Source organism: Ralstonia sp. 1138 (assembly GCF_040544795.1).
Taxonomy (GTDB): Bacteria; Pseudomonadota; Gammaproteobacteria; order Burkholderiales; family Burkholderiaceae; genus Ralstonia; species Ralstonia flatus.
In genome coordinates this window covers 97,812-118,347 of record NZ_JBEPKQ010000004.1, presented here as the reverse complement: position 1 = coordinate 118,347, position 20,536 = coordinate 97,812, and the positions used below count along the sequence as shown (strand labels likewise).

Sequence of the window (20,536 nt, the reverse complement as noted above, 5' to 3'; positions counted from 1 at the left end):
TTAGTCTTAGCCGCAGTTCTGGTCCAGCACGGCTTGGTTGCGCTGGATGGCCTGGGCGCGCTGGTTGTCATCCATATACGAAAGCGACCCATCCGGCTGCGGCGTGGCATAGCGGCGACCGCCTTGCAGGTAGGCGGTGTCGGCGCGAAGGCGCTGGCATTCTGCCTGCTTGCGCTGGGCCTGCTCCGCCTGCTTGGCGTCGTCCTGTTCCTTCTTGGCGCGGTCGGCCATGCGCTTGCGCAGTTCTTCGTCCGGGTTGGACGCGGCGACGCCGGAGGCCGGCTGGCCGGGTTTCGCGGCTGCGTTCGGGTCTGCCGCCTTGACGCCCGAGGCCGGCGCAGACAACGCTTCATAAGCCGTCGCCGTGCGGCTGTTCGGGTTGCGGATGATGCGGCTGGGCGGCACCGACGGCGGCGGTGCGGCGTCGCTGTAGACCATGTGGCCCTTGTCGTCGCGCCATTGCCAGGCCCATTGCGCCTGGGCAACCGGGCAGGCAAGGGCGATCAGGGCAGCAGTGGCAGGCAACAGGACGTGCAGTCGTTTCATGGAGTTCTCGTTCGTGGACTGCCGACGGCGCGCTGGCCGACCCGACGACGGCCCCTCGACGCGCACGGGAGCCCGGTGGCGTGATCGCCACTCGCCAATCTACGCCGACGGCCTGGCTCGGCCTGTCGACTCGCCCCCCGGCAAGGCGCCCAGTTTATGCAGACTTGTCGTCGGCGTGCAAGCGCACCGACCAGCCGACGCCCAGGATCAGCAAGGCGATTGCGGCGATCTCAAGCGGGCGTGGCCAGCGGCCGTCGTACGCAAAGCCATATGCCAGCGCAAACAGTGTCTCGAACACGATCATCTGGCCCGACAGCGTGAGCGGCAGCCGTCGCGAGGCGATGTTCCACAGGTTGTTGCCGATCAGCGACGCGCCAAGTGCCACGGCCGCATTGACCGCCCAGAACGTGCCCCAGGCGCGCCCGCCGGCGCTCATCCATGCTGTGCCCACCGTGAGCAAAGCCACCGTGATCAGCGCTGCCGACAGAATGCCGCTCGAAATGCCATATAGGGCAGACCATTCGTTGCTGGAAAAATGCGGATTGCGCTGCAGGTAGCGGGCGTTGTCGACGGCGTACCACGTCCAGCTACACAGCGCGCCGGCCGCACAGACGATGCCGGCAATGGGCTGCCAGATCGGCCGGACATTGGCCGCCGCAGCGGTGGCCTGATGGCCAAACAGGTCGACATTGATGCAGACAATGCCCGCAGCCACCACGAGCAGCGGCCAGATCAGCCGGGAAAGCGGCACAGCGCCGTGGTCCCGCCGCCCCAGGACCGTGACGGTGATGGGCAAAATGCCGATGATCAGCGAGGTGGGCGCGACTCCGGCCAGTTGCACGGCGAAGGCCAGGAGTACGTAATAGATAAGGTTGCCGCTGCAGGATTGTCTGACGAGCGCCAGGCAATCGGCGCGCGTTATCTTGCGGGCAATGCGGGGGAGGATCGGGCCGGCCGCAATGGCCGCGATGAGGCCGTAGGCGAGGTAGCGGCCGAGGGTCAGTTCCCACGGTGAAAAGGCGGGCAGCGCGCGGGGCGCAATAAAGACCATGCCCCACATCGCCCCGGCCAGCAGGGCGCACAATACGCCAATTCCCATTCGAACACTCGCGAGGCTGATTCGGCGCGGCCGCTGGCGGCGCAGGGCGCTGGAGGTGCGTGCGCGAAGAAAAATTTATCGAGCATAGCACGGGTCTCTACAACCGTGGGGCGAATTCCCGTATAATCCGATTTTGCGCCTAGAGGAAATTGCTATGCGTCTTGTCCAGAAAGCACTCACGTTCGATGATGTGCTGCTCGTCCCGGCCTACTCGGCCGTCCTGCCCCGCGATACGTCCCTTCGCACCAAGCTCACCCGTTCGATCGAACTCGCCATTCCGCTCGTCTCCGCCGCCATGGATACGGTCACGGAAGCGCGGCTCGCCATCGCCATGGCGCAGCAAGGTGGCATCGGTATCGTCCACAAGAACCTGAAGCCGGAAGAACAGGCGCGCGAAGTCGCCAAGGTCAAGCGCTTTGAATCGGGCGTGCTGCGCGACCCGATCACCATCGGTCCGGACATGAAGATCCGCGACGTGATGGCGCTGTCGGCCCAGCACGGCATCTCGGGCTTCCCGGTGCTGGAAGGCAAGAAGGTGGTGGGCATCATCACCAACCGCGACCTGCGTTTCGAAGAGGAACTGGACGCCCCGGTGCGCGCCAAGATGACGCCGAGCGAGAAGCTCGTCACCGTCAAGGAAGGCGCGTCGCTGGAAGAGGCCAAGCGCCTGATGAACAAGCACCGCCTGGAGCGTGTGCTGGTGGTGGGCGAGGCTTTCGAGCTGCGCGGCCTGATCACCGTCAAGGACATCCAGAAGGCCACCGAATATCCGCTGGCGTCGAAGGACGAACGCGGTTCGCTGCGCGTGGGCGCGGCGGTGGGCGTGGGTCCGGATAACGATCTGCGTATCGACTTGCTGGTCAAGGCCGGTGTGGACGTGATCGTCGTCGACACCGCGCACGGCCACAGCCAGGGCGTGCTGAACCGCGTGCGTTGGATCAAGGACAACTACCCGCAAGTGCAGGTGATCGGCGGCAACATCGCCACCGGCGACGCTGCCAAGGCGCTGGTCGACCACGGCGCAGATGGCGTCAAGGTCGGTATCGGCCCGGGCTCGATCTGCACGACGCGGATCGTCGCCGGCGTGGGCGTGCCGCAGATCTTTGCCGTGTCGAATGTGGCCGAGGCACTGAAGGGCACCGGCGTTCCCCTGATCGCCGACGGCGGTATCCGCTACTCGGGCGATGTCGCCAAGGCCCTGGCTGCCGGCGCACACACCGTGATGATGGGCGGCATGTTTGCCGGTACGGACGAATCGCCGGGCGAGGTGTTCCTGTTCCAGGGTCGCTCGTACAAGAGCTACCGCGGCATGGGCTCGGTGGGCGCGATGAAGGACGGCGCTGCCGACCGTTACTTCCAGGAAGACAACACCGCCAACGTCGACAAGCTGGTGCCTGAAGGTATCGAGGGCCGCGTGCCTTACAAGGGCTCCGCATTGCCGATCGTGCATCAGCTCACGGGCGGCGTCCGGTCGTCGATGGGCTACTGCGGTTGCGCATCGATTGCCGAATGGCACGAGAAGGCGCAGTTTGTCGAGATCACCGCTGCCGGCATGAACGAATCGCACGTGCACGACGTGCAGATCACGAAGGAAGCGCCGAACTATCACCGCGACTGATCGCTTGTCGATCATCGCAAACAAGATAGAAGGCAAGCAGTACTGCCGCCGGGGTGCGCGGGCGCTCCGGCTGAATCAACCGGCGGCCGAAGCACGGGCGGCCGCCCGCAACTGGAGACGATGATGAAAGCGCTTTTGCGACTCGTTCTGTTTCTGGATGCGGCTGTCGCACTGTGCGTCGGTCTCGTCCTGCTGGCTTCACCGATGACGTCCATCTTCGGCGCGCTGCAATTGCCGCAGCCGGAGCCTGCGATGTACGGCCAGCTGCTCGGCGTCACGCTGATTGGCGTGGCCTGGCTGCTGTGGCACGCCACGGTCAACGGTCAACTGACAACCGCCGTGGCGCAGGTGGTCGGTCATGTGAACCTGGCCGTCGCCGTGCTGGTGATCGCCTGGCTGCTGTTCTTCCACCTGCCGGTGGACGGCGCAGGCCGCATCTGGCTGCCGACGTTTGCGGCGGTGCTGGCGGCGTTTTCCGCTGTGCAGATTCCCGCCTCGCGCCGCGTGCGCACCCATGAGCGCGTGCGCGCGCAGAAGGCCCGTGAAGATGCCGCGGCCGCGCGCGAACGCGAACGCGCAGAAAAGGCGCAACGCAAAGAACCTGGCTACATGCCGCCTCCGGGCTACGGCCCCGGCACTGAAGTCGACACGATTGCCGATTCCATTCCTCCACAACATGCACGACAAAGTCCTCATCCTTGATTTCGGCTCGCAGGTCACGCAACTGATTGCGCGGCGCGTGCGTGAAGCACACGTCTATTGCGAGATCCATCCGAACGACGTGTCCGACGCCTTCGTGCGCGAGTTCGCGCCCAAGGCGATCATCCTGTCCGGCAGCCACGCCAGCACCTACGAAGACCATCAGCTGCGCGCTCCGCAGGCCGTGTGGGACCTGGGCGTGCCCGTGCTCGGCATCTGCTACGGTATGCAGACCATGGCCGTGCAGCTGGGCGGCAAGGTGGAGTGGAGCGACCACCGCGAATTCGGTTACGCCGAAGTGCGCGCGCATGGCCACACCCGCCTGCTCAAGGACATCCAGGATTTCGCCACGCCGGAAGGCCACGGCATGCTCAAGGTGTGGATGAGCCACGGCGACAAGGTCGCCGAGCTGCCCCCGGGCTTCAAGCTGTTGGCCTCGACGCCGAGCTGTCCCATTGCCGGCATGGCCGACGAGGCGCGTGGCTACTACGCCGTGCAGTTCCACCCGGAAGTCACGCACACCGTGCAGGGCCGCGCGATGCTCGAGCGCTTCGTGCTGGAGATCGCCGGTGCCAAGCCGGACTGGATCATGCGCGACCACATCGAGGAAGCCGTCAAGCGCATCCGCGAGCAGGTCGGCGATGAAGAGGTGATCCTCGGCCTGTCGGGTGGCGTCGATTCGTCGGTGGCGGCGGCGCTCATTCACCGCGCGATCGGTGACCAGCTGACCTGCGTGTTCGTCGACCACGGCCTGCTGCGCCTGGACGAAGGCAAGATGGTGATGGACATGTTCGCCGGCCGCCTGCACGCCAAGGTCGTGCACGTGGATGCCTCTGAGCAGTTTCTCGGCCACCTGGCCGGTGTGACGGACCCGGAAGCCAAGCGCAAGATCATCGGCCGCGAGTTCGTTGAGGTGTTCCAGGCCGAAGCCAAGAAACTCAGCAACGCCAAGTGGCTGGCGCAGGGCACGATCTACCCGGACGTGGTGGAATCGGGCGGCACCAAGACCAAGAAGGCAACGACGATCAAGAGCCACCACAACGTGGGCGGCCTGCCGGAAACGCTCGGCCTGAAGTTGCTCGAACCGCTGCGCGACCTGTTCAAGGATGAAGTGCGCGAGCTGGGCGTGGCGCTGGGCCTGCCGCATGAAATGGTGTATCGCCATCCGTTCCCGGGGCCGGGCCTGGGCGTGCGTATTCTGGGCGAGGTCAAGCGCGAATATGCAGACCTGCTGCGCCGTGCCGACGCCATCTTCATCGAAGAGCTGCGCGGTACCAAGGCCACGGCGCAGGACGCGGCTGCCGGCCTCTGCAGCGAAGGCGATGTGGGCAAGAGCTGGTACGACCTGACCAGCCAGGCGTTTGCGGTGTTCCTGCCGATCAAGTCCGTCGGCGTGATGGGCGATGGCCGTACATACGACTACGTGACGGCGCTGCGTGCCGTGCAGACCACCGACTTCATGACTGCACATTGGGCGCATCTGCCGTACACGCTGCTGGGCCGCGTGTCGAACCGCATCATCAACGAGGTGCGTGGTTTGAGCCGCGTCGTGTACGACGTGTCGGGCAAGCCGCCTGCGACGATTGAGTGGGAGTGATTTGGTGTCTGGCAACCGCCAGCATCTAGTAGCACGAAAACACCCGAAAGCCCGCGTCACTGCGGGCTTTTTTGTATTTTGAAGTGGCATCGACCGGCAACCCGGTGCACCGTCAAGTCGCAATTTTTTATGGTATGGCGGATGGTAGTATTGGAATCGATGTCGTAGCCGGCTTCCGATGCCATGCTGCGATTTCACTGTGTTTCATGGTATTGAAATCACGCAAACCGTTGTGTCTAAAGGGTTGGCGGGGTGAAACGCCCCCACTTTTGGAACATGGTATTGCGAAGCAGGGAAGGACGGGACCATGTTGACCGATACCAAGCTTCGGAACCTCAAGCCGCAGGACAGGCTGTACAAGGTGAACGACCGGGATGGCCTCTATGTGGCCGTCACGACTGCCGGGGCGATTTCCTTCCGTTACAACTATTCGATTAGCGGTCGGCAGGAGACCATCACGTTCGGGCGCTATGGCGTTGGAGGCATCACTTTGTCGGAGGCCCGCGAGCGGTTGGGTGAGGCCAAAAAGCTGATTGCCATCGGGAAGTCGCCGGCCAAGGAGAAAGCGCGGGACAAGGCCCGTGTGAAAGGTGCCGAGACGTTCGATGCCTGGGCGCAAAAGTGGCTACGGGGATACCAGATGGCCGACTCCACCCGGGACATGCGGCGAGCCGTCTATGAGCGCGAATTGAAGCCTAGGTTCGGCAATCAGAAGCTGGTCGAAATCACCCACGAGGATTTGCGGGCGTTGACCGATGCCATCGTGGAACGCGGTGCGCCGGCAACAGCAGTGCATGCGCGCGACGTGGTGTTGCAAGTCTATCGATGGGCTATTGAGCGCGGTCAGAAGATCGAAAACCCGGCGGAAATGGTCCGGCCGGTCACCATTGCCAAGTTCGAGCCGCGTGACCGGACGCTGACACCGGATGAAATCGGGCTGATGTACCAGTACATTGAGCGTATCGGGACGACGCCTTCAATTCGGGCATCGGCGAAGCTGCTGCTGCTGACGATGGTGCGCAAAAGCGAACTGACCAATGCGACGTGGGGTGAGATCAATTTCAGCGAGGCGCTCTGGACAATTCCCAAGGAACGGATGAAGCGACGCAACCCTCATCTGGTGTTCCTGTCGAGCCAAGTGTTGGAAATTTTCATTGCCCTAAAGACCTTCTCGGGCGGGTCAAATTACGTGCTGCCGTCGCGATATGACTCCGACACGCCGATGAGTAGCGCGACGCTGAATCAGGTACTGACGCTGACGTACAAGCTGGCACAGAAAGAGGGGAAATCCCTCAATAAGTTCGGGCCGCATGATTTACGGCGAACGGCGAGCACACTGCTGCACGAGGCCGGCTACAACACCGACTGGATCGAGAAATGTCTCGCCCATGAGCAGCGAGGAGTGCGGGCCGTCTACAACAAGGCCGAGTACCGGGAGCAGCGCAAAGCAATGTTGCAAGACTGGGCGGACATGATTGACGAATGGACGCTTAAGCGACGGCCATAAAAGTGGGGCCGGGGCGTGCAGCCTGAACGCCAGACGCCCTTCGTTCCGCAATCCAAGCTTCGACCTCGTCCAAGTCCCATGCCACGTTCCGACTCGTGAGCGCAATGCGTCGCGGGAAGTCCCCTCGCCGTTCCATGTTGAAGATGGTGCGCTCCGAGAGGGGGATCATTGCCAGCAGCTTTTTCCGGTTGATGAGAGTCTTCATGATTCGCGTTTATTCCTGCGCGCGCTCGCTGGTGCGGAGGGCGCAGAGGGCGTTGGTGGGAGCAAAAGCGCATGGCTTTTGTGGCGTCATGATCGCGTAGCGGCGTTGACGGGAGCCCTTGCGACTTCGTCTGCGATCAAGCATGGCAAATGTACTTGTCAAGCAAGTACATTACTTCAAGCCACTCACAATGCAAGTATCAGATGTCCCAGGCATTCGGCTATGGCAAATGCTGCGGCTGCAGAAGCGCGCGTGGAAGCAAAGATTGTCTGCACCTAGGCGACCTAAGAGGGCGAGCCGAACGTGGTCTATGGATTCTAGGAGGTTGCCTGGGAAGGGGCGCAGGCCTATCGGACTCAAGCTAGTCGTGCGCGCATGAAGCGAGAGCAGTCCAATAATTCGGCTGATCTCCGAAAGTGGTAATTTCGTCTTGCTTGTTCTATGTTTGTTTAAATCACATTTAAAGAAAGTGATTTGGCGAGGCGCTATGAACTCGAAGTCGGACGATACTGAAGATGAGGTGCCAGTCACATTGACGGGCAGGGGCAATGTTGTGCTGGTGTGCTATGGCCCAGTCATCTTCACAGATCACTCCCTATCGGATCTTCTCCAAGAATTGGGAGACGCCGACGTCCAGAATGGTGAGCATTCAGCGGTTCACTTTCTTAAGCGGCGAAGAGGGCGCGGAGCCGGTGGAGGCGGAGGGGCGTGACCCTCGGTTTCCGACGTGGATCAGGACAAGGCTATTGCGGATGTGAATGGCGGAAGTCGGCTTGGAGCGCTTTGGCGTGGCATTCTCACGGATCAAGTCCTTTAGCTTATCTTCAACGCCCATTGTCACCTCCGTCTTTGGGTAAGCGAGTTTAGGGGCCGGTCAGCGGTATCACAATTCACGGAAACAAATGTTATAAATTAATAGTTATTTAATTATAGATTTAAATATTACTTAAATTGCTTTTTATGTGCGGCGATAGCCCTAATGTGTGATCATTATTGGGGCCTCATGAGGCAAGCCTCAGGGCGCTGATGAGCACCGGCTTGGCATTGACTGTGGGGTTGGCGGTCAGTAGCTGACACGCCATAACAAGCGCATCCGCCATCTTCTCGGCAGAGAGTTCCGCGTCGCATTCCTCCAGACTTTCCGCGAGTGTGAGAAAGGCAAGTCGCACCAATTCGGCGCTATAAGCGTCCGTGGGCTGCTGCGCCACGCCAGTCATCACCGTCTTCTGCTCCAATGGCACGATGTTCCTCCCGCCCTTTCCAGGGCTCGAGAGAGGGGCTAGCGGTAGCTCTCCGCCTTCGGCTAGCCAGCGTACTGGGACGAGCAGCGCATCCGCCAACTTCACGATATGCCGGGACGACTTGTTCCTGCCCCGCTCGATTTGGGCGATGGTCGACTGCGACAAGCGCGCCCGTTTTGCCAGGGCGTCTTGCGACAGGTTGAGTTGACTGCGCCGGGCGAGAACCCGGGAGGCGATGGTGTCCATATTGCAATTGTATTAGTGTTTTTAGCCTTTGTGTACTTGAAAAACGAGTACTTATGGCATAATCTGTGGCCTCATGAAAGCCCAAGACATCATTGCGCGCTTGCGGGCGTTTGGATTGACGCAGTTGGAAATCGCACGCCGCTCGGGCATGGCACAAACGACTGTCTCGCATCTCGGTACTGGGCTACGAGGCAAGCGGACTTCCTACGAGACGGTTCGGCGCTTGACTGAGTTGCTGAGCGAGGTGGAGGCGGAACGGGCCGACGATGTCCTGAAGGAAGCGGGGGCGCGTCGATGACACACCGTGTCGAGGAGTGCCATGTACCTCGAACGTTCTCGCGAGCGCGCGTTGCTGGCCCGCGTCGCTTTCCCTGTTTGGTATAAGGCGTGTGATGCCGACCAAGTTTGTCTATCGGTGCACTTACACCGACAGCCCTCTCGTCAACAATGGCTCGCTCACTCCCTACTTGCAGATCAAGGCCGAGAGCGCGGAAGAGGCTGCCCGGATCGCGAAAGTGGTCACCGGCTGCGCCTGCGTGCTGTCGGTTGAGCGCATCGAAGACGTGCCGATCGACACCCGTGTCTACGATGCTCCGCTGGCGTGATGCTAGGCAAGTGGGTACAGCGCTGGAGGCGTTCGATGTCGTTGATGTTGAACCCGGCGGGTTGGCCCATCAGGCCGGTAAGGTTGGACGGCATGACTGAACACCGGCTCGCCCGGACTCTTCCGCATTCGCGCGACGCGCCAATTCTCGCAGGCATCGACCGGCCCATCGCCGGGCGGCAATGCGACAACTGAGGAGACGCTCATGGTGATGCAGATGTTGATGGAGGCGTCACGGCATGGCCAGCTTGCTGTCGAAGAAGCGATTGACCGGTTGCACCGTACTTCTCCGGAGTTGTTCCACACCGAGCAGAGCCTGGGCGAACGGGTCTTCGTGGACGCGCCAAAACGCGGTGAGCCGTGCAGGCGGTTTGTACGACAGCCTGAGCGGCCCTCCGGCTGAAGCAGTCACGGGACCCGCTTGGCTAGGCTGGGTAGATTGAGTGGCGACGATCTCCGGCCGTCGGCTGTTGGGATGGACAAGCCCTCAAGTTTTCTGAGGATAGGATGGTTTCCATCACGATCATCAGTACAAAGGGCGGCGTCGGCAAAACGACGATCACCGCCAACCTGGGCGGCTTGCTCGCGGATCTCGGCCTGTCGGTCTTGATGATCGATGCTGACGAGCAGCAGTCGCTCACGAAGTATTTTCCGCGTGCTGCGCTGAACGGCCTGACACGGGTTCTGCAGACTGGTGTGGTGCTCGACGATTGCATCTCAAGCATTGAGTTGCCGAACCCGTCGAGCGGTACGCTTGACCTCGTGGTCGGTGATGCCGGCAGCGGAGCGCTGCGCGCGTGGCTGGCACCTCGCCTCGATCGCGGCCTGCGGCTGTGCAACTGCCTGCGCGTCTCTCCTGCGGCACAGCGATACGACGTTATTTTGATCGACACGCAGGGCGCCCGCGGCGCCATTCTGGATACCGCGGCACTGGCGGCAGACGTGCTGCTCTCGCCGATTGCGCCGGATGTCCTGTCGGCACGCGAATTCCGGCAGGGCACCATCGATCTCCTCGAACACCTGGATTCGGCCGGCGTCGGCCTGGGGCAAATCAAGGCGGTGATCTACCGGCAGGATCGCACGCGCGACGCGCGGGCGATTGCGGAGGAGCTGCGCAAGGCGTTCTTGTCGCTGCGCGGCAAAGTCGACGTATTGGCCACCAGCATTCCGTACGCCAAGGCCTACAAGGAGGCGGCGACGCTGCGCCTGCCGGTGCATCGCCACGAGTTCATGCGGACCGGTTCCGGTCCGTCGGCGGCCGAACTCATGCTGCGTCTGGTGTGGGAGTTAGTGCCCGCGTTGGAAGGAGAGGCTCCCGCGTTTTTGCGCCCATACATCACGCGAATGGGCGATATCGCCGTGCCTGGCGAGATGAGGGCGGTATGAGCGCGAGCGATCGCCTGCGCCAGTCCCGGTTTGCACGCATGTCGTTGGATGCCCAGTTTCCCGACACGCAGGTCACGCGACTGCGGCCGGAGGAGGATGTGGCCGGTGTTGCGGTGCTACGGGTCACCGATATCGATCCGTATGATGGCAACCCGCGCAGTGAGCGCAATGCCGCCTATGAGGAGATCAAGGCTTCAGTTCTGGCTCGTGGTGGCCTGATTACCCGGCTGACGGTGACTCGCCGCCCCGGCGCCGAGCGTTACATGATTGCCTCGGGAGGCAACACGCGGCTCGCGATCCTGCAAGAGCTGTGGGCCGAAACCGAGGACCGTCGCTTCGAGTACCAGCAGGTGCTGGTCGAGCCCTGGCAGAGCGAGTTCCATGTGCGCGCGGCCCATATCATCGAGAACACCAAGCGCGGCGAGATGAGCTTCTGGGACCGCGCCAGCGCGTGCCGTCAACTCAAGCGCGACATCGAGCGGGAGACCGGAGAAACGCTGTCCCAGCGGCGCATGGCCGAGGCGTTCGCCCTTCGCGGGGTTGAAATATCGCGCAGCATGATCCAGCTCTACGAGTACGCGGTTGACTACCTCGCACCGCTCGGACGGCTGTTGACCAACAATGCCGCCAAACGCCTGCAGCCCGCGCTGACCGAGTTTGTGCAACTGGCGCGCAAGTTTGGCACCGAACCCGAAACGCTGTTCGCGCAGACGCTCTGGCCTGCAATGGAGCGCTATAGCGGCCAGCTTGCCGAAGCTCCCGAGACCTTTGCCGTTCACGCGCTGTGTGCGGCGATCGCGGAGGATTTGGCTGTCAGCTTGTCGGTACCGGCAGCCACGCTGCGTGCGTGGCTCGACGCGCTGCGCCATGATCCAGCCGTCTCGGCAGCCCAGTTGTGTGAGGGCTCAGCCCAGCAGTCGCCAGCACGATTGCCGCCACCGACAGGGGGTATCGATGCCGCGGCGGATGGGACGTCGCTAGCCAAGTCCGCGCAGGCCGTCGAAGACGAGGCCCGTGCGATCACACAGACCACAGGGATTGTTGAAAAGCGACCGACACCGATGTCGGTCGCTGCGCAAGACATCTGTCGACGAGACGGAGCGGCTCCCGCGCCGAAGCCGCGGCCGGCCGTCGCGCTCGCGACGCAGGATCCTGCTGACCATGTTGTGGCTTATGCGCAGAGATTTGCTCATGCGACTGACCTTGAGGCTTGCTTCGTTCCCAGCAATTTGGCGCCTGCGGGGTACTACGTCGACGTCCTCCCATTTGCGGACTGTGCTGATCCGTACCTGCGCGAGGCAAGCTGGTGGATCCTCGCGCAACTCTCTGGTCAGCTGTTTCGACCGGTCGCCCGAGGTTTGCCTCCGAGCTCGGTCTGGCGTCAGGCGTTCGAGGGCGAGGAGGGTGACGCCACGAGTACGTCGGTGGCACTCGTGCTGCGGGAGGCCAATGCGCACTATGACCTGTCGACCCGGCAAGCCATGGTGTTCGCGGACTATCTGCCGCTAGTGATGCTGCACGCCTCGGGCACCGGACGGTTGCTGTCCGATCTCCTGCAGGCGGTGGTGGCGCTGCACGAGCACGCGGCGAATCGGTTCAGTTTCACGCAGGACTACCTGTTTCGGAGAAAGGAGCGCTGAACATGGCCGACCCGAATCGACGCATCCGTATCGAAGTCGATCACGCAGGGCTGCGCTCGCTGATCATGCTCGATCTGATCCGCCAGTTGAGCCAGGACGGTAAGCACCTGCTGGATGCGCAAACCGAGCAGGCGCTGCGCAGCATTCCGGCCGAACAACTGGTCAATGCGTCCTCGCTCGCGGACAAAGCCGTGTTCGTTGAACTCAATCTCAAGAGGTTGCTGCAGGCGGTGCGGCGCAGCGGCCAGTTGCCCGAGCACAACGCGGACGTGATGTACTTCCTGGCCAATGGTGCGTCGCTTGCTCTCATACAGCGGGTCTTTGCATTGGATCGCGGCGAGGTTGATCGTCTGGCGCGATTGGCGAGGGCCAACAATATGCCGTATGGGCGGCTGGGACGCCGACAGACGCTACCGCACCCCGATGAGCGGGATGCCATGCACGCGGCCTGGGCGAGGATCGACGACACGCTGATCAAGCGATACATCGCGCTGCATCGGCAATTTTCGCGGTGGCCACTGGCGGCGCTGGATGCCGTACTCAATGAATTCGGCGCGTGAGATGACAGCCAAGGCGATTGGCCCGGTGATGGGTGCCACGCTGCTGCGGCTGCTGCTGGAATTTGGCGACATCTTTCAGTGGTCGGTCCAACGGGAGGTCCCGTTGCTGCTAAGACGTAGGAGGTGTGCTCGTGAAACGAAACCCTGAATCGGCGGTGGCTACCAAGCTTCGCGCCGCACCTAACCAGGCGCCAGACAACAAACATGCACGTCCCCAGTCCGCTCGACAGGTCGTACCGGGCAAGCGCGCTGTGACCACCACGCGCGCCGTGCATCCTAGTGAAGAAGCGCTCGTCATCCAGTTCGACGGCGAGCGCCACGATGCACATGGCTTCACTCCGCACATCCTACTTACCGCATTGGATGTGCCACTCTTTATTCGCCGTGATCTGGTCGGCATGACGGGTTCGATTACCGCTGCGCTGATGCTCACCTATGCCATTCATCTCTACGATGGCCATGACGCCATTGTCGATCCGGATGGCGACGGATGGTTTCACCTGAGCATTGTGCTCTGGCAGCGCGAGACGGGCATGACGCGCCATGAGCAGGCGACCGCGCGTAGAACCCTACAGGACCTTGGCTTCATCGAGGAGGTCCGCACTGGAATGCCGGCGCGCATCTTCACCCGTGTGGTCTTCGATGCCATCGAACGGGCCATTCAGACGATGCAGGGGCGAGGGCAGTCTGCAACAGGTGACCGGTGTCAGCGCCGTGCCTAGCCTTTCCAGTGGGCCAGGCCCCGTCCGCTTCCAGGCGCTGCAGGCGGTCTATCGCAGCCTGGGCCCGCCTGTCGTTTTTCATGACAACCTTGCGCGGCTGGCGGGTTCGGTCAAGGCCGGACTCATGCTGTCGCAGGCGCTCTACTGGACCGCACGCGGCCCCGACATCGTTGCCAATGACGGCTGGTTCTACAAGACCCGTCACGAGTGGCAGAAGCAGACCGGTATGAGCCGCACCGAGCAGGAAACCGCCCGCCGTATCCTGCGCGAGCTTGGCGTATTCGAGGAACGCTTGATTGGCATGCCGCGGCGCATGTGGTTTCGCATCCAGCTTGAGCGATTGGGCGAACAACTCGCGTCTCTCGACGTCAACAGGCGTCGGTTACCGCCCGCGGCGCCGGATGATGTGGCAGCGCGCCCGCTTTCACTGCGTACCCTGCGAGCGGGCGAACAGTGGGTTCGCCAATTGCTTGGGCCCATCCAGTGGTTTCACCGCGAGTTCGCCACGCTGACGGGCAGCGTTACGTCGGCGCTTTTTCTGTCCTGCGCGCTGACGCAGTTCTTCAAGCTCGCGCGTCGCCAGGAACAGGTGCGCGGCATGACCCTGTCGCAGCCCGAGTGGTCCCGCCTGTCCGGGATGGACAGAACGCAGTTGCAAAACGCCCGCCGAACCCTACGGGAGGCCGGGGTCATTGAAGAGTTTCGCCAGGGCGTTCCGCCCGTCGTTGTTCTGCTGTTGAATCTCGACAGCGTTATGAACGGGCTGTGCCGACGCACGTGTTTGCGTGAACCAGTGAAAACCGCACCACGCAAGCCATGCGATCGGCCAGCCCGCGTGAGCGCCCAGTCGGCTCAGTCTCGGTCATCCGAGGGCCCAGTTGCGGCCTCCAGTTTGCCGGATCTCGGCATCTTGTCGGCAGAAACCGTGCAAATCAGCCGGCAGAACGCATGGCAATCAGCGGGCGGAAAACGCGCCAATCAGTCGGCGGGAAACGTGCGCAACATATATACGAAGTTAACTACAACCATAAAACTACAACGACAACAACCGCGCGCGCATGCGTCAGCCGACGCGGGTGTGCCTGCATTCGGTGGTGGTGTCGTCTTGCCGGATCTCGATACAGATGCAACAGGGAACCTGGCGTCGTCGGCGCTTCGGTTGCTGGCGCAGTGGTCTGCGACCGATGCCGCCAGGCAGGCAATCGCCGATGAACTGATTGGCGCCATACGCTTCAAGCCTGGCGGCGTGCATAACCCGCTCGGTTACTTGCATGCCATGATTGCCGCCGCCCAGCGTGGCGCGTTTACGCCGGCGTATGGGCCTCGCATCAGGGCCGCCCGCGAGGCGCAACACCGGGTTGTGATCGCGAACGCTGCCGCGGAGCATGCACTGCACGCAGCCATCGCGCACAAGCCTGCTGATCCCGTTACTGCCAGACCGGGCATTCCTGCACGCTCAACGACTGGCGCGGCCCACTTGTCACAACTACTGGCACTCGTGCGGGGGCGGACCAAGTCATGACCACCCACCGGGCTCAGGGCAGGGTGGCCGTGCCACGGCCACCCATCGATCCCTGACATTGGATGAACAGGAGTCACTCCATGACACCGATCGCATCTGCACCATTTCCCGACGGCTACGACATCGAGCGCGAGCGTCTGGCGCTGCAAGACATGCTCGACGGGGATACTGATCCGCATGATCCTCGCCAGTCTCGGTTGCGTGAACTGCTGCACCGAGAAGAAGAGCTGCGCCAGCGACAGGTCGGTGCCGAGCGCCGCAACCAGGCCGGCCCCTTGGTTCGTGATCGTGAAGCCCAGGCCATGCGCAACATGGGCGCGCTCAGGGCTGTGCAGGCGGACGTCATGCATCTGCACACGCGTGATGCGTACCGGCTGTTCCTCGGACGCGCGGCTGACGCCCGGGCCGGTGTGGCGCCCATCTACGGGGCTCGCCTGTGCGCCTACGCTCTGCGCATGTTATGGACGCAGTCTCTGCATGACAACCCTTTCGCTGATTGGGCATTGATCACCATTGATCGGGAAATTGACCAGGTCAAGACCTCGCTGCGTCAGTACGTCGACGAACTGGTTGCCAAACTCGATGCGCTGCGCTCGCGTGGTCTGGAGATCTCCATCCTTGCTGCAGCGCAGACCCAGCGTACCGAACTGACGTTCTCTTCGCCGTACGCGTACGCGATCGTCAATCTGATCCTGGACTTCGACTACGCTGTGCGCCTGGCTCGCACGCTCGGTCGCCGCGCTGCCATGTCCGACCAGGAGGTGGATGCTGCAATCCGCGCCGTACGCACGCCGCTGCGCCGGCTTATCACTCGCATTGTCCAGTTCAACACCGTTCTCCATAACGAAGCGGTACGGCATTGCACGCGAGCCGACTTCCTGCCGCAATCCAATGCCACGGCCAAGCGGCGGATCAGCATGCTGACCCAGGTCTACGGTGACCTGCCCGGCGCGGTGCTATCTGGGGTCCAGCGGCCGCGGCACGGCCAGCGCTTGATTCACCCATCTGGACCGAGGACAACCATGGGGGACACTGCGGCAGTGCTTACGCCTGAGGAAACGTCCGTAGGGTCGACACTGCTATGACCGGGCACGAGCAGGTGTCAATGTTCCTTGACGCAAAGGACTCTAAGGGTAAGGGGCTGGGGCTGCGCCAGCGGCGGGCGGGCACGCAATTGGAATCGGTCGCGGACCAGATGCGCGTGCTTGCCGCCCGGACGGATCAACTGCTGCAGGCAACGCCACTGCGACTGCGCTACTGCCAAACCGTCCCGTCCGAAGGGCGGACACCGGTGCACCAGTTGCGCTGGCGTCTGTGCGCGCGTGGCATGCCATGGCTGTCCGTACCACAATTTGTCGATCAGGCCAGCCGGCAACCGCACGTGTTGCGAATAAGCCTGCTGCAGCTGGAGGCGCAACGCATCGAGCTAGTCCAGACGGCTAAGCTCCTGCGGGCCGAATACGGTTTGCTGTCCGAGGCACGCAGGCACTGGCGTCTGGTTCAGGATGCCCTCGCGGGACCGCTGGAGAAAAAGGGGTGGCCGTGCCACGGCCACTCACTGAAGTGATGTCCGCAACAGTCCGCGCGTGCTATTTGGGGCATGGACGCCACCGATGGCGTCCACGATGCACGCAGCAGGTGGATAGCCAAATGCGCCGTACCGCAGGAGCCGTGGTACGGCTACTGGGTGCAGTCCGTACGCATATGGACGGGGCCATTCGTCTTGTGGTGCAATATTTGATACAATATTGCATCAAATTTGATGCGGACGAGGCTGCGATGAGAACGACGGTCACTATCGATGACGAGCTCTACGAGCGAGCGCTTGAACTGGCTGATCCGGCGATGGATAAGTCCGACTTGTTCCGGGAGGCCATCAAGACCTTTGTGCGCATTCAGGCTGCCAAGCGGCTTGCGGCATTGGGTGGTGTCACGCCAACAATGCGTGATGTACCGCGCCGGCACAGTAAGGCTACCGCGTGATGAGTGTGTTAATTGATACCTCGGTGTGGGTGGATCATTTTCGCCGGGGCAATGGCGCGCTCGTGCGCCTGCTGCAGGCCGATCTGGCGCTGACCCACCCGATGGTTCTGGCAGAGCTTGCGTGCGGCACGCCGCCCGAGCCTCGGGCGCGTACGCTCGGTGATATCGGGGCGCTGTTGCATGTCCAACAAGCCAGCTTGAGCGAGGTGATGGCATTCGTTGAGCGTGAGAAGCTCTATGGAAATGGCTGCGGACTTGTCGATATGGTGTTGCTGGCGTCGACACTCATGACACCCGGAACGGCGCTGTGGACGCTGGACAAGCGACTTGCGACGCTCGCAGAGCGATTTCGGGTGGACTACTCACCTGTGGTGCACTAGGGGGTGAGGCAAGTCGCGCTGTGATAGCGCGGGTGGCCGTGCCACGGCCACCTCTGGCACGCGTAAATCTGCCCCCGACACCGCCAAGCTTGCCTAAGGTTGGACCAGCTGGCGAAGCCAAAGTGCACGCCAGACAACGTTCGATTGCGCCCGGTGCTGGATTTCAAGGGCCTCCCGGCAATAATCGGCGACACAGAGCGCAACCATGCGCCGTTCTATCGCGCTTTCCCGCGTGGACAAGTTGGGGCACTCGCCCGTTTCCAAACCACTGGAGCGAGCGATATGCCAAACCGCATCGAAATCACGGGTAACCTGGGCCAGGCGCCCAATCTCAAGTACGTCGAGACCCCCAGGGGTAAGCGGCAGGTGGCCGAATTCACCATCTTCGCCGACGAGTACCGCCGCAACGCGGCGGATGAACTCGAGCAGTCCGGCGGCTTCTGGTGCCGAGTCACGGCTTGGGAGCCACAGGCGGAGCGTGTGGCAAAGCTCTTGCCTCGTGGCGCGCGCGTCCACGTCGTCGGCGCCGTACGCGTCACCAAATGGACTGATGAACACGACCAAGAGCAGACCGGCATCGATGTCAGCGCAGAAAAAGTGACGCTCGAACTTGGTCGAGTGGAGTCCGTGACGCTCAAGCGTCGTGCTGAAGCCGACGCGGAGGTCGCTGCCGACGGACCTGGCGACCCTCCTCTGTGAGGTGTCCGGGGTGGCCATGCCACGGCCACCCACTGGCGAGACGTTCCGCACGTCCGATCTCACACAGAGTACATGTCCACGTAAGCCCGGGTGCAACGCGGCGGAGTAAAAAAAGACCCGGCGAAATGCCGGGTCGGTTGGTGGGTCAGCCAAAAGCGTGTGTCTGTTTGGGGTGTTCAGACTTTGAGCTTGCGCATTTCCTCAGCCAGCACCCAAAGCGCCCGGTTGAGCTTGAGACTTTGGTCGATGCCGCTCACCGCCCGCGTTTGAATGTGTCGACCGTTTGCGGTGTGGCTGCGCAAGCCACCCTTGAGGATGCCTTCTTGGATACGGTTGAACACCGTCCACAGATCGTCGCCGTGATCTTCCATGCGGCGCGGCGTGAGCAGTTGTGTCTCGGTGATCGGTGCAGACGCTGCTGCACCATCGTACTTGAGCGCGAGCGCCGCACGCGCGAAAGCACGCTGTTCCCCAACATCGAGGATGTGCGCCTTCATGCCGTCGCGTTGTGCATCCACACGCTCGAACGTGTTGAGCACGGTGTGGGCACCTTCAACGACTTGGCCAATGACGTCACCTTTGTGGGGTACACGAATATCAGCGAAGTCGTTGCCGACCACCATGCCGTTGGAGCAGACCAGGCGGTAGACCCCTGCCACCATCTGGTAACAGCTGGAGCCGTCATGGCTATTGACGAGGACGATTTCATTGACCTCCTGGCCGATCTGGGCAACCCAGTCGGCATGGCGTAGGCGCAGCATGTGCTTTGTGTGCTCGCGCTTGCCGTCGTCGCGTACGCGCGCCTGCATGGCCATGAATGGCTGAAAGCCTTCCTTGCGCAGACCGTCGAGCACCTGGATCGTCGGGATATAGGTATAGCGCGAGGATCGGCTCTCATGCTTGCCATCGGCAAAAATCGACGGCGCTACGCGATGGATCTCGTCATCCGTTAGCGGGATGGGCGAGCGAACCGATGTGGCCGTGCGAAACGTGGTGAGTCGGGACATGGTGATTCTCCTTTGGAGCGCGGGAATCCATGTCCGCTGTTGCGGGCTGGATTGCCCGCAATGGGTTGAATGCGCCGCCATGGCGACGCAAGCCGAAAATCGCCCCGAGGGGCGCAGCCTAGAGGAAGCGTTGTGTGGCCGCGTAGCGCGCAAGCATCGCTTGGACCTCGCTAATCGGCCGGGCTTCAAAGTTCAGATCGAGCTCGATACGCGGTATGCCGGTGCCGGGCTCAGCATCGACCACGTGTAGCGTGATCGACGACATCGGGTTGCTCGCATGGTCTGGTATCTCGAAGCGCACGCGCAAATTCGACAGCGCTTCAACCGAAACGGCACCCCACTCGTCTGCGACTATGCCGCTCACATAGCCATAGGCAACGTGTTCGTCGGGATCGTATTCGGTGAGCCACCAGGTGGCGGATCCGGCAACGTCGAACAGTTTGACGATGACGGTCGGATCTTCGTCTGCGGATTGAGAGCCGAGAGGGTAGTCGCGCATGCGTTCGGCGACTTGGTTCATGAGTGTGGCGGACATGATGTCTCCTGTGCGAAAGCGACCGGGCCTGCGGACAGGCCCGGTGCGGATAAGCGCCTAGCAGTTGTTCAAGCTATCCAGCAGCTTGTGGAGGCGGTTGACATCAGCCAATGGGATATCGATGCCGATACAACTGGCACCCTGATCCTGTGGAACGGAGGCTTCCTCGCACAGTTCGCCGATCATGCGAGCGAACTGCAGCAGCTCCTGGGATGCGCCGATGCACTTCATGGTGTCGACCGAGGGATCGGCCGGCGGCATTTCGTCGATCTCTTCGATCGAGGCGATCTGCAGCGGCGAATCGGGGCGAACCGGCTCGAACGCATGCATCAGGACCGGCATGCTGGAGGAGTCATTGAACAGGGTGCCGGCATCGAAGGCGCGGCGCACGAGCTGCGCAGCGTGTTCGGCGCTGGCCGCTTCGACGCCCACAGAGACGCGCTGGACGTAGTCGACATCGACGGTGGCGATGTAGGGCTGTGCGTTTTGCGCGAAACCCGGCAGGAACGGTAATCGGTTGCGGCCGACGGAGCGCTTGACGGAGGCAGACAGATTGCGGAAGAAAGACATGGTGACGACTCCAGAAATGCAAGTCGCACAGAGCCCGCGCATGCGGGATGTGCTTCCCGCAAGGGGTTGAAAAATGCCGGCATCAGCCGACATGGGCACACGGCCAGCGGTGCTCAAGGAGAGCGTACGTGGAGCCTACGATGCAGCGCATCGACGCAACGCACTCGACT

General features: G+C 62.3%; 24 protein-coding genes. 17 read left to right on the top strand and 7 right to left on the bottom strand.

The window, feature by feature from the left end; all coding sequences use genetic code 11:
• Positions 1 to 6: 6 nt before the first annotated feature.
• Positions 7 to 546: a DUF4124 domain-containing protein gene (locus tag ABIC76_RS18145; protein WP_027677451.1), complete on the bottom strand. Its 540-nt coding sequence runs from the start codon at positions 544 to 546 to the stop codon at positions 7 to 9.
• A 154-nt stretch (positions 547 to 700) separates the two neighbouring features.
• On the bottom strand, positions 701 to 1,645 hold the full coding sequence (locus ABIC76_RS18140; protein ID WP_354534829.1) for a DMT family transporter: 945 nt from the start codon (positions 1,643 to 1,645) through the stop codon (positions 701 to 703).
• Positions 1,646 to 1,799: 154 nt separating this feature from the next.
• Between ABIC76_RS18140 and guaB the strand changes: the two genes are divergently transcribed.
• The 4 genes from guaB to ABIC76_RS18120 all read left to right on the top strand — a co-directional run bounded on the left by guaB (position 1,800) and on the right by ABIC76_RS18120 (position 7,066).
• Positions 1,800 to 3,263, top strand: a complete 1,464-nt coding sequence (guaB, locus tag ABIC76_RS18135; RefSeq protein WP_027677449.1) for an IMP dehydrogenase — start codon at positions 1,800 to 1,802, stop codon at positions 3,261 to 3,263.
• 123 nt (positions 3,264 to 3,386) lie between these two features.
• The gene (locus tag ABIC76_RS18130) at positions 3,387 to 3,965 is read left to right on the top strand and encodes a hypothetical protein (protein ID WP_012761917.1); all 579 of its coding nucleotides are present in this window, start codon (positions 3,387 to 3,389) and stop codon (positions 3,963 to 3,965) included.
• The gene (guaA, locus tag ABIC76_RS18125) at positions 3,940 to 5,559 is read left to right on the top strand and encodes a glutamine-hydrolyzing GMP synthase (RefSeq protein ID WP_354534828.1); all 1,620 of its coding nucleotides are present in this window, start codon (positions 3,940 to 3,942) and stop codon (positions 5,557 to 5,559) included. Before ABIC76_RS18130 ends, guaA begins: the two co-directional genes overlap by 26 nt.
• Positions 5,560 to 5,866: 307 nt before the next feature.
• On the top strand, positions 5,867 to 7,066 hold the full coding sequence (locus tag ABIC76_RS18120; RefSeq protein ID WP_343548651.1) for a tyrosine-type recombinase/integrase: 1,200 nt from the start codon (positions 5,867 to 5,869) through the stop codon (positions 7,064 to 7,066).
• On the opposite strand, the gene ABIC76_RS18115 is transcribed toward ABIC76_RS18120, so the two are convergent.
• Both ABIC76_RS18115 and ABIC76_RS18110 read right to left on the bottom strand, forming a co-directional pair.
• Positions 7,050 to 7,271: a helix-turn-helix transcriptional regulator gene (locus tag ABIC76_RS18115; protein WP_343548652.1), complete on the bottom strand. Its 222-nt coding sequence runs from the start codon at positions 7,269 to 7,271 to the stop codon at positions 7,050 to 7,052. The genes ABIC76_RS18120 and ABIC76_RS18115 overlap by 17 nt on opposite strands.
• Positions 7,272 to 8,272: 1,001 nt before the next feature.
• Positions 8,273 to 8,758: a helix-turn-helix domain-containing protein gene (locus tag ABIC76_RS18110; RefSeq protein ID WP_343548653.1), complete on the bottom strand. Its 486-nt coding sequence runs from the start codon at positions 8,756 to 8,758 to the stop codon at positions 8,273 to 8,275.
• 73 nt (positions 8,759 to 8,831) lie between these two features.
• Between ABIC76_RS18110 and ABIC76_RS18105 the strand changes: the two genes are divergently transcribed.
• The 13 genes from ABIC76_RS18105 to ssb all read left to right on the top strand — a co-directional run bounded on the left by ABIC76_RS18105 (position 8,832) and on the right by ssb (position 18,254).
• Positions 8,832 to 9,056 (top strand): helix-turn-helix domain-containing protein, encoded by a 225-nt coding sequence (locus ABIC76_RS18105; RefSeq protein WP_343548654.1) that lies wholly within the window; start codon positions 8,832 to 8,834, stop codon positions 9,054 to 9,056.
• Between the two features lie 94 nt (positions 9,057 to 9,150).
• Positions 9,151 to 9,363, top strand: coding sequence for a hypothetical protein (locus ABIC76_RS18100; protein ID WP_343548655.1), 213 nt, complete (start codon positions 9,151 to 9,153; stop codon positions 9,361 to 9,363).
• A 204-nt stretch (positions 9,364 to 9,567) separates the two neighbouring features.
• Positions 9,568 to 9,765 carry a hypothetical protein gene (locus ABIC76_RS18095; RefSeq protein WP_354534827.1) on the top strand — a complete coding sequence of 66 codons (198 nt, stop codon included), beginning with the start codon at positions 9,568 to 9,570 and terminating at the stop codon, positions 9,763 to 9,765.
• Between the two features lie 104 nt (positions 9,766 to 9,869).
• Positions 9,870 to 10,748, top strand: a complete 879-nt coding sequence (locus tag ABIC76_RS18090) for a ParA family protein (protein WP_354534826.1) — start codon at positions 9,870 to 9,872, stop codon at positions 10,746 to 10,748.
• Entirely contained in the window at positions 10,745 to 12,388 is a 1,644-nt protein-coding gene (locus ABIC76_RS18085) for a ParB family protein (RefSeq protein WP_354534825.1), read from the top strand. Before ABIC76_RS18090 ends, ABIC76_RS18085 begins: the two co-directional genes overlap by 4 nt.
• Before the next feature lie 2 nt (positions 12,389 to 12,390).
• A complete protein-coding gene (locus ABIC76_RS18080) occupies positions 12,391 to 12,948 on the top strand; it encodes a hypothetical protein (protein ID WP_354534824.1) in 558 nt (185 codons plus the stop codon).
• Positions 12,949 to 13,079: 131 nt separating this feature from the next.
• Positions 13,080 to 13,670, top strand: a complete 591-nt coding sequence (locus tag ABIC76_RS18075; RefSeq protein ID WP_354534823.1) for a hypothetical protein — start codon at positions 13,080 to 13,082, stop codon at positions 13,668 to 13,670.
• Positions 13,663 to 15,192, top strand: a complete 1,530-nt coding sequence (locus ABIC76_RS18070; RefSeq protein WP_354534822.1) for a hypothetical protein — start codon at positions 13,663 to 13,665, stop codon at positions 15,190 to 15,192. Before ABIC76_RS18075 ends, ABIC76_RS18070 begins: the two co-directional genes overlap by 8 nt.
• Before the next feature lie 80 nt (positions 15,193 to 15,272).
• The gene (locus ABIC76_RS18065; protein WP_354534821.1) at positions 15,273 to 16,277 is read left to right on the top strand and encodes a PFL_4669 family integrating conjugative element protein; all 1,005 of its coding nucleotides are present in this window, start codon (positions 15,273 to 15,275) and stop codon (positions 16,275 to 16,277) included.
• 20 nt (positions 16,278 to 16,297) lie between these two features.
• Positions 16,298 to 16,759 (top strand): hypothetical protein, encoded by a 462-nt coding sequence (locus ABIC76_RS18060; RefSeq protein WP_354534820.1) that lies wholly within the window; start codon positions 16,298 to 16,300, stop codon positions 16,757 to 16,759.
• Between the two features lie 212 nt (positions 16,760 to 16,971).
• On the top strand, positions 16,972 to 17,175 hold the full coding sequence (locus tag ABIC76_RS18055) for a type II toxin-antitoxin system VapB family antitoxin (RefSeq protein ID WP_343548664.1): 204 nt from the start codon (positions 16,972 to 16,974) through the stop codon (positions 17,173 to 17,175).
• Positions 17,175 to 17,555 carry a type II toxin-antitoxin system VapC family toxin gene (locus ABIC76_RS18050; RefSeq protein ID WP_343548665.1) on the top strand — a complete coding sequence of 127 codons (381 nt, stop codon included), beginning with the start codon at positions 17,175 to 17,177 and terminating at the stop codon, positions 17,553 to 17,555. The genes ABIC76_RS18055 and ABIC76_RS18050 overlap by 1 nt, the downstream gene beginning before the upstream one ends.
• A 282-nt stretch (positions 17,556 to 17,837) precedes the next feature.
• Positions 17,838 to 18,254 (top strand): single-stranded DNA-binding protein, encoded by a 417-nt coding sequence (gene ssb / locus ABIC76_RS18045; RefSeq protein WP_354534819.1) that lies wholly within the window; start codon positions 17,838 to 17,840, stop codon positions 18,252 to 18,254.
• A 176-nt stretch (positions 18,255 to 18,430) separates the two neighbouring features.
• Here the strand turns inward: ssb and ABIC76_RS18040 are convergent, their stop codons facing one another.
• The 3 genes from ABIC76_RS18040 to ABIC76_RS18030 all read right to left on the bottom strand — a co-directional run bounded on the left by ABIC76_RS18040 (position 18,431) and on the right by ABIC76_RS18030 (position 20,459).
• Entirely contained in the window at positions 18,431 to 19,261 is an 831-nt protein-coding gene (locus ABIC76_RS18040) for a DUF932 domain-containing protein (RefSeq protein WP_354534818.1), read from the bottom strand.
• A gap of 118 nt (positions 19,262 to 19,379) precedes the next feature.
• A complete protein-coding gene (locus ABIC76_RS18035; protein ID WP_354534817.1) occupies positions 19,380 to 19,796 on the bottom strand; it encodes a DUF2958 domain-containing protein in 417 nt (138 codons plus the stop codon).
• A gap of 57 nt (positions 19,797 to 19,853) precedes the next feature.
• A complete protein-coding gene (locus ABIC76_RS18030) occupies positions 19,854 to 20,459 on the bottom strand; it encodes a hypothetical protein (RefSeq protein WP_343548669.1) in 606 nt (201 codons plus the stop codon).
• Positions 20,460 to 20,536 lie beyond the last annotated feature (77 nt).

What these genes read in the sequence shown, in the direction of transcription:
- ABIC76_RS18145 (WP_027677451.1), bottom strand. Translation starts at nt 546, where the DNA reads ATGAAACGACTGCACGTCCTGTTGCCTGCCACTGCTGCCCTGATCGCC.
- ABIC76_RS18140 (WP_354534829.1), bottom strand. Translation starts at nt 1,645, where the DNA reads ATGGGAATTGGCGTATTGTGCGCCCTGCTGGCCGGGGCGATGTGGGGC.
- guaB (WP_027677449.1), top strand. Translation starts at nt 1,800, where the DNA reads ATGCGTCTTGTCCAGAAAGCACTCACGTTCGATGATGTGCTGCTCGTC.
- ABIC76_RS18130 (WP_012761917.1), top strand. Translation starts at nt 3,387, where the DNA reads ATGAAAGCGCTTTTGCGACTCGTTCTGTTTCTGGATGCGGCTGTCGCA.
- guaA (WP_354534828.1), top strand. Translation starts at nt 3,940, where the DNA reads ATGCACGACAAAGTCCTCATCCTTGATTTCGGCTCGCAGGTCACGCAA.
- ABIC76_RS18120 (WP_343548651.1), top strand. Translation starts at nt 5,867, where the DNA reads ATGTTGACCGATACCAAGCTTCGGAACCTCAAGCCGCAGGACAGGCTG.
- ABIC76_RS18115 (WP_343548652.1), bottom strand. Translation starts at nt 7,271, where the DNA reads ATGAAGACTCTCATCAACCGGAAAAAGCTGCTGGCAATGATCCCCCTC.
- ABIC76_RS18110 (WP_343548653.1), bottom strand. Translation starts at nt 8,758, where the DNA reads ATGGACACCATCGCCTCCCGGGTTCTCGCCCGGCGCAGTCAACTCAAC.
- ABIC76_RS18105 (WP_343548654.1), top strand. Translation starts at nt 8,832, where the DNA reads ATGAAAGCCCAAGACATCATTGCGCGCTTGCGGGCGTTTGGATTGACG.
- ABIC76_RS18100 (WP_343548655.1), top strand. Translation starts at nt 9,151, where the DNA reads ATGCCGACCAAGTTTGTCTATCGGTGCACTTACACCGACAGCCCTCTC.
- ABIC76_RS18095 (WP_354534827.1), top strand. Translation starts at nt 9,568, where the DNA reads ATGGTGATGCAGATGTTGATGGAGGCGTCACGGCATGGCCAGCTTGCT.
- ABIC76_RS18090 (WP_354534826.1), top strand. Translation starts at nt 9,870, where the DNA reads ATGGTTTCCATCACGATCATCAGTACAAAGGGCGGCGTCGGCAAAACG.
- ABIC76_RS18085 (WP_354534825.1), top strand. Translation starts at nt 10,745, where the DNA reads ATGAGCGCGAGCGATCGCCTGCGCCAGTCCCGGTTTGCACGCATGTCG.
- ABIC76_RS18080 (WP_354534824.1), top strand. Translation starts at nt 12,391, where the DNA reads ATGGCCGACCCGAATCGACGCATCCGTATCGAAGTCGATCACGCAGGG.
- ABIC76_RS18065 (WP_354534821.1), top strand. Translation starts at nt 15,273, where the DNA reads ATGACACCGATCGCATCTGCACCATTTCCCGACGGCTACGACATCGAG.
- ABIC76_RS18060 (WP_354534820.1), top strand. Translation starts at nt 16,298, where the DNA reads ATGTTCCTTGACGCAAAGGACTCTAAGGGTAAGGGGCTGGGGCTGCGC.
- ABIC76_RS18055 (WP_343548664.1), top strand. Translation starts at nt 16,972, where the DNA reads ATGAGAACGACGGTCACTATCGATGACGAGCTCTACGAGCGAGCGCTT.
- ABIC76_RS18050 (WP_343548665.1), top strand. Translation starts at nt 17,175, where the DNA reads ATGAGTGTGTTAATTGATACCTCGGTGTGGGTGGATCATTTTCGCCGG.
- ssb (WP_354534819.1), top strand. Translation starts at nt 17,838, where the DNA reads ATGCCAAACCGCATCGAAATCACGGGTAACCTGGGCCAGGCGCCCAAT.
- ABIC76_RS18040 (WP_354534818.1), bottom strand. Translation starts at nt 19,261, where the DNA reads ATGTCCCGACTCACCACGTTTCGCACGGCCACATCGGTTCGCTCGCCC.
- ABIC76_RS18035 (WP_354534817.1), bottom strand. Translation starts at nt 19,796, where the DNA reads ATGTCCGCCACACTCATGAACCAAGTCGCCGAACGCATGCGCGACTAC.
- ABIC76_RS18030 (WP_343548669.1), bottom strand. Translation starts at nt 20,459, where the DNA reads ATGTCGGCTGATGCCGGCATTTTTCAACCCCTTGCGGGAAGCACATCC.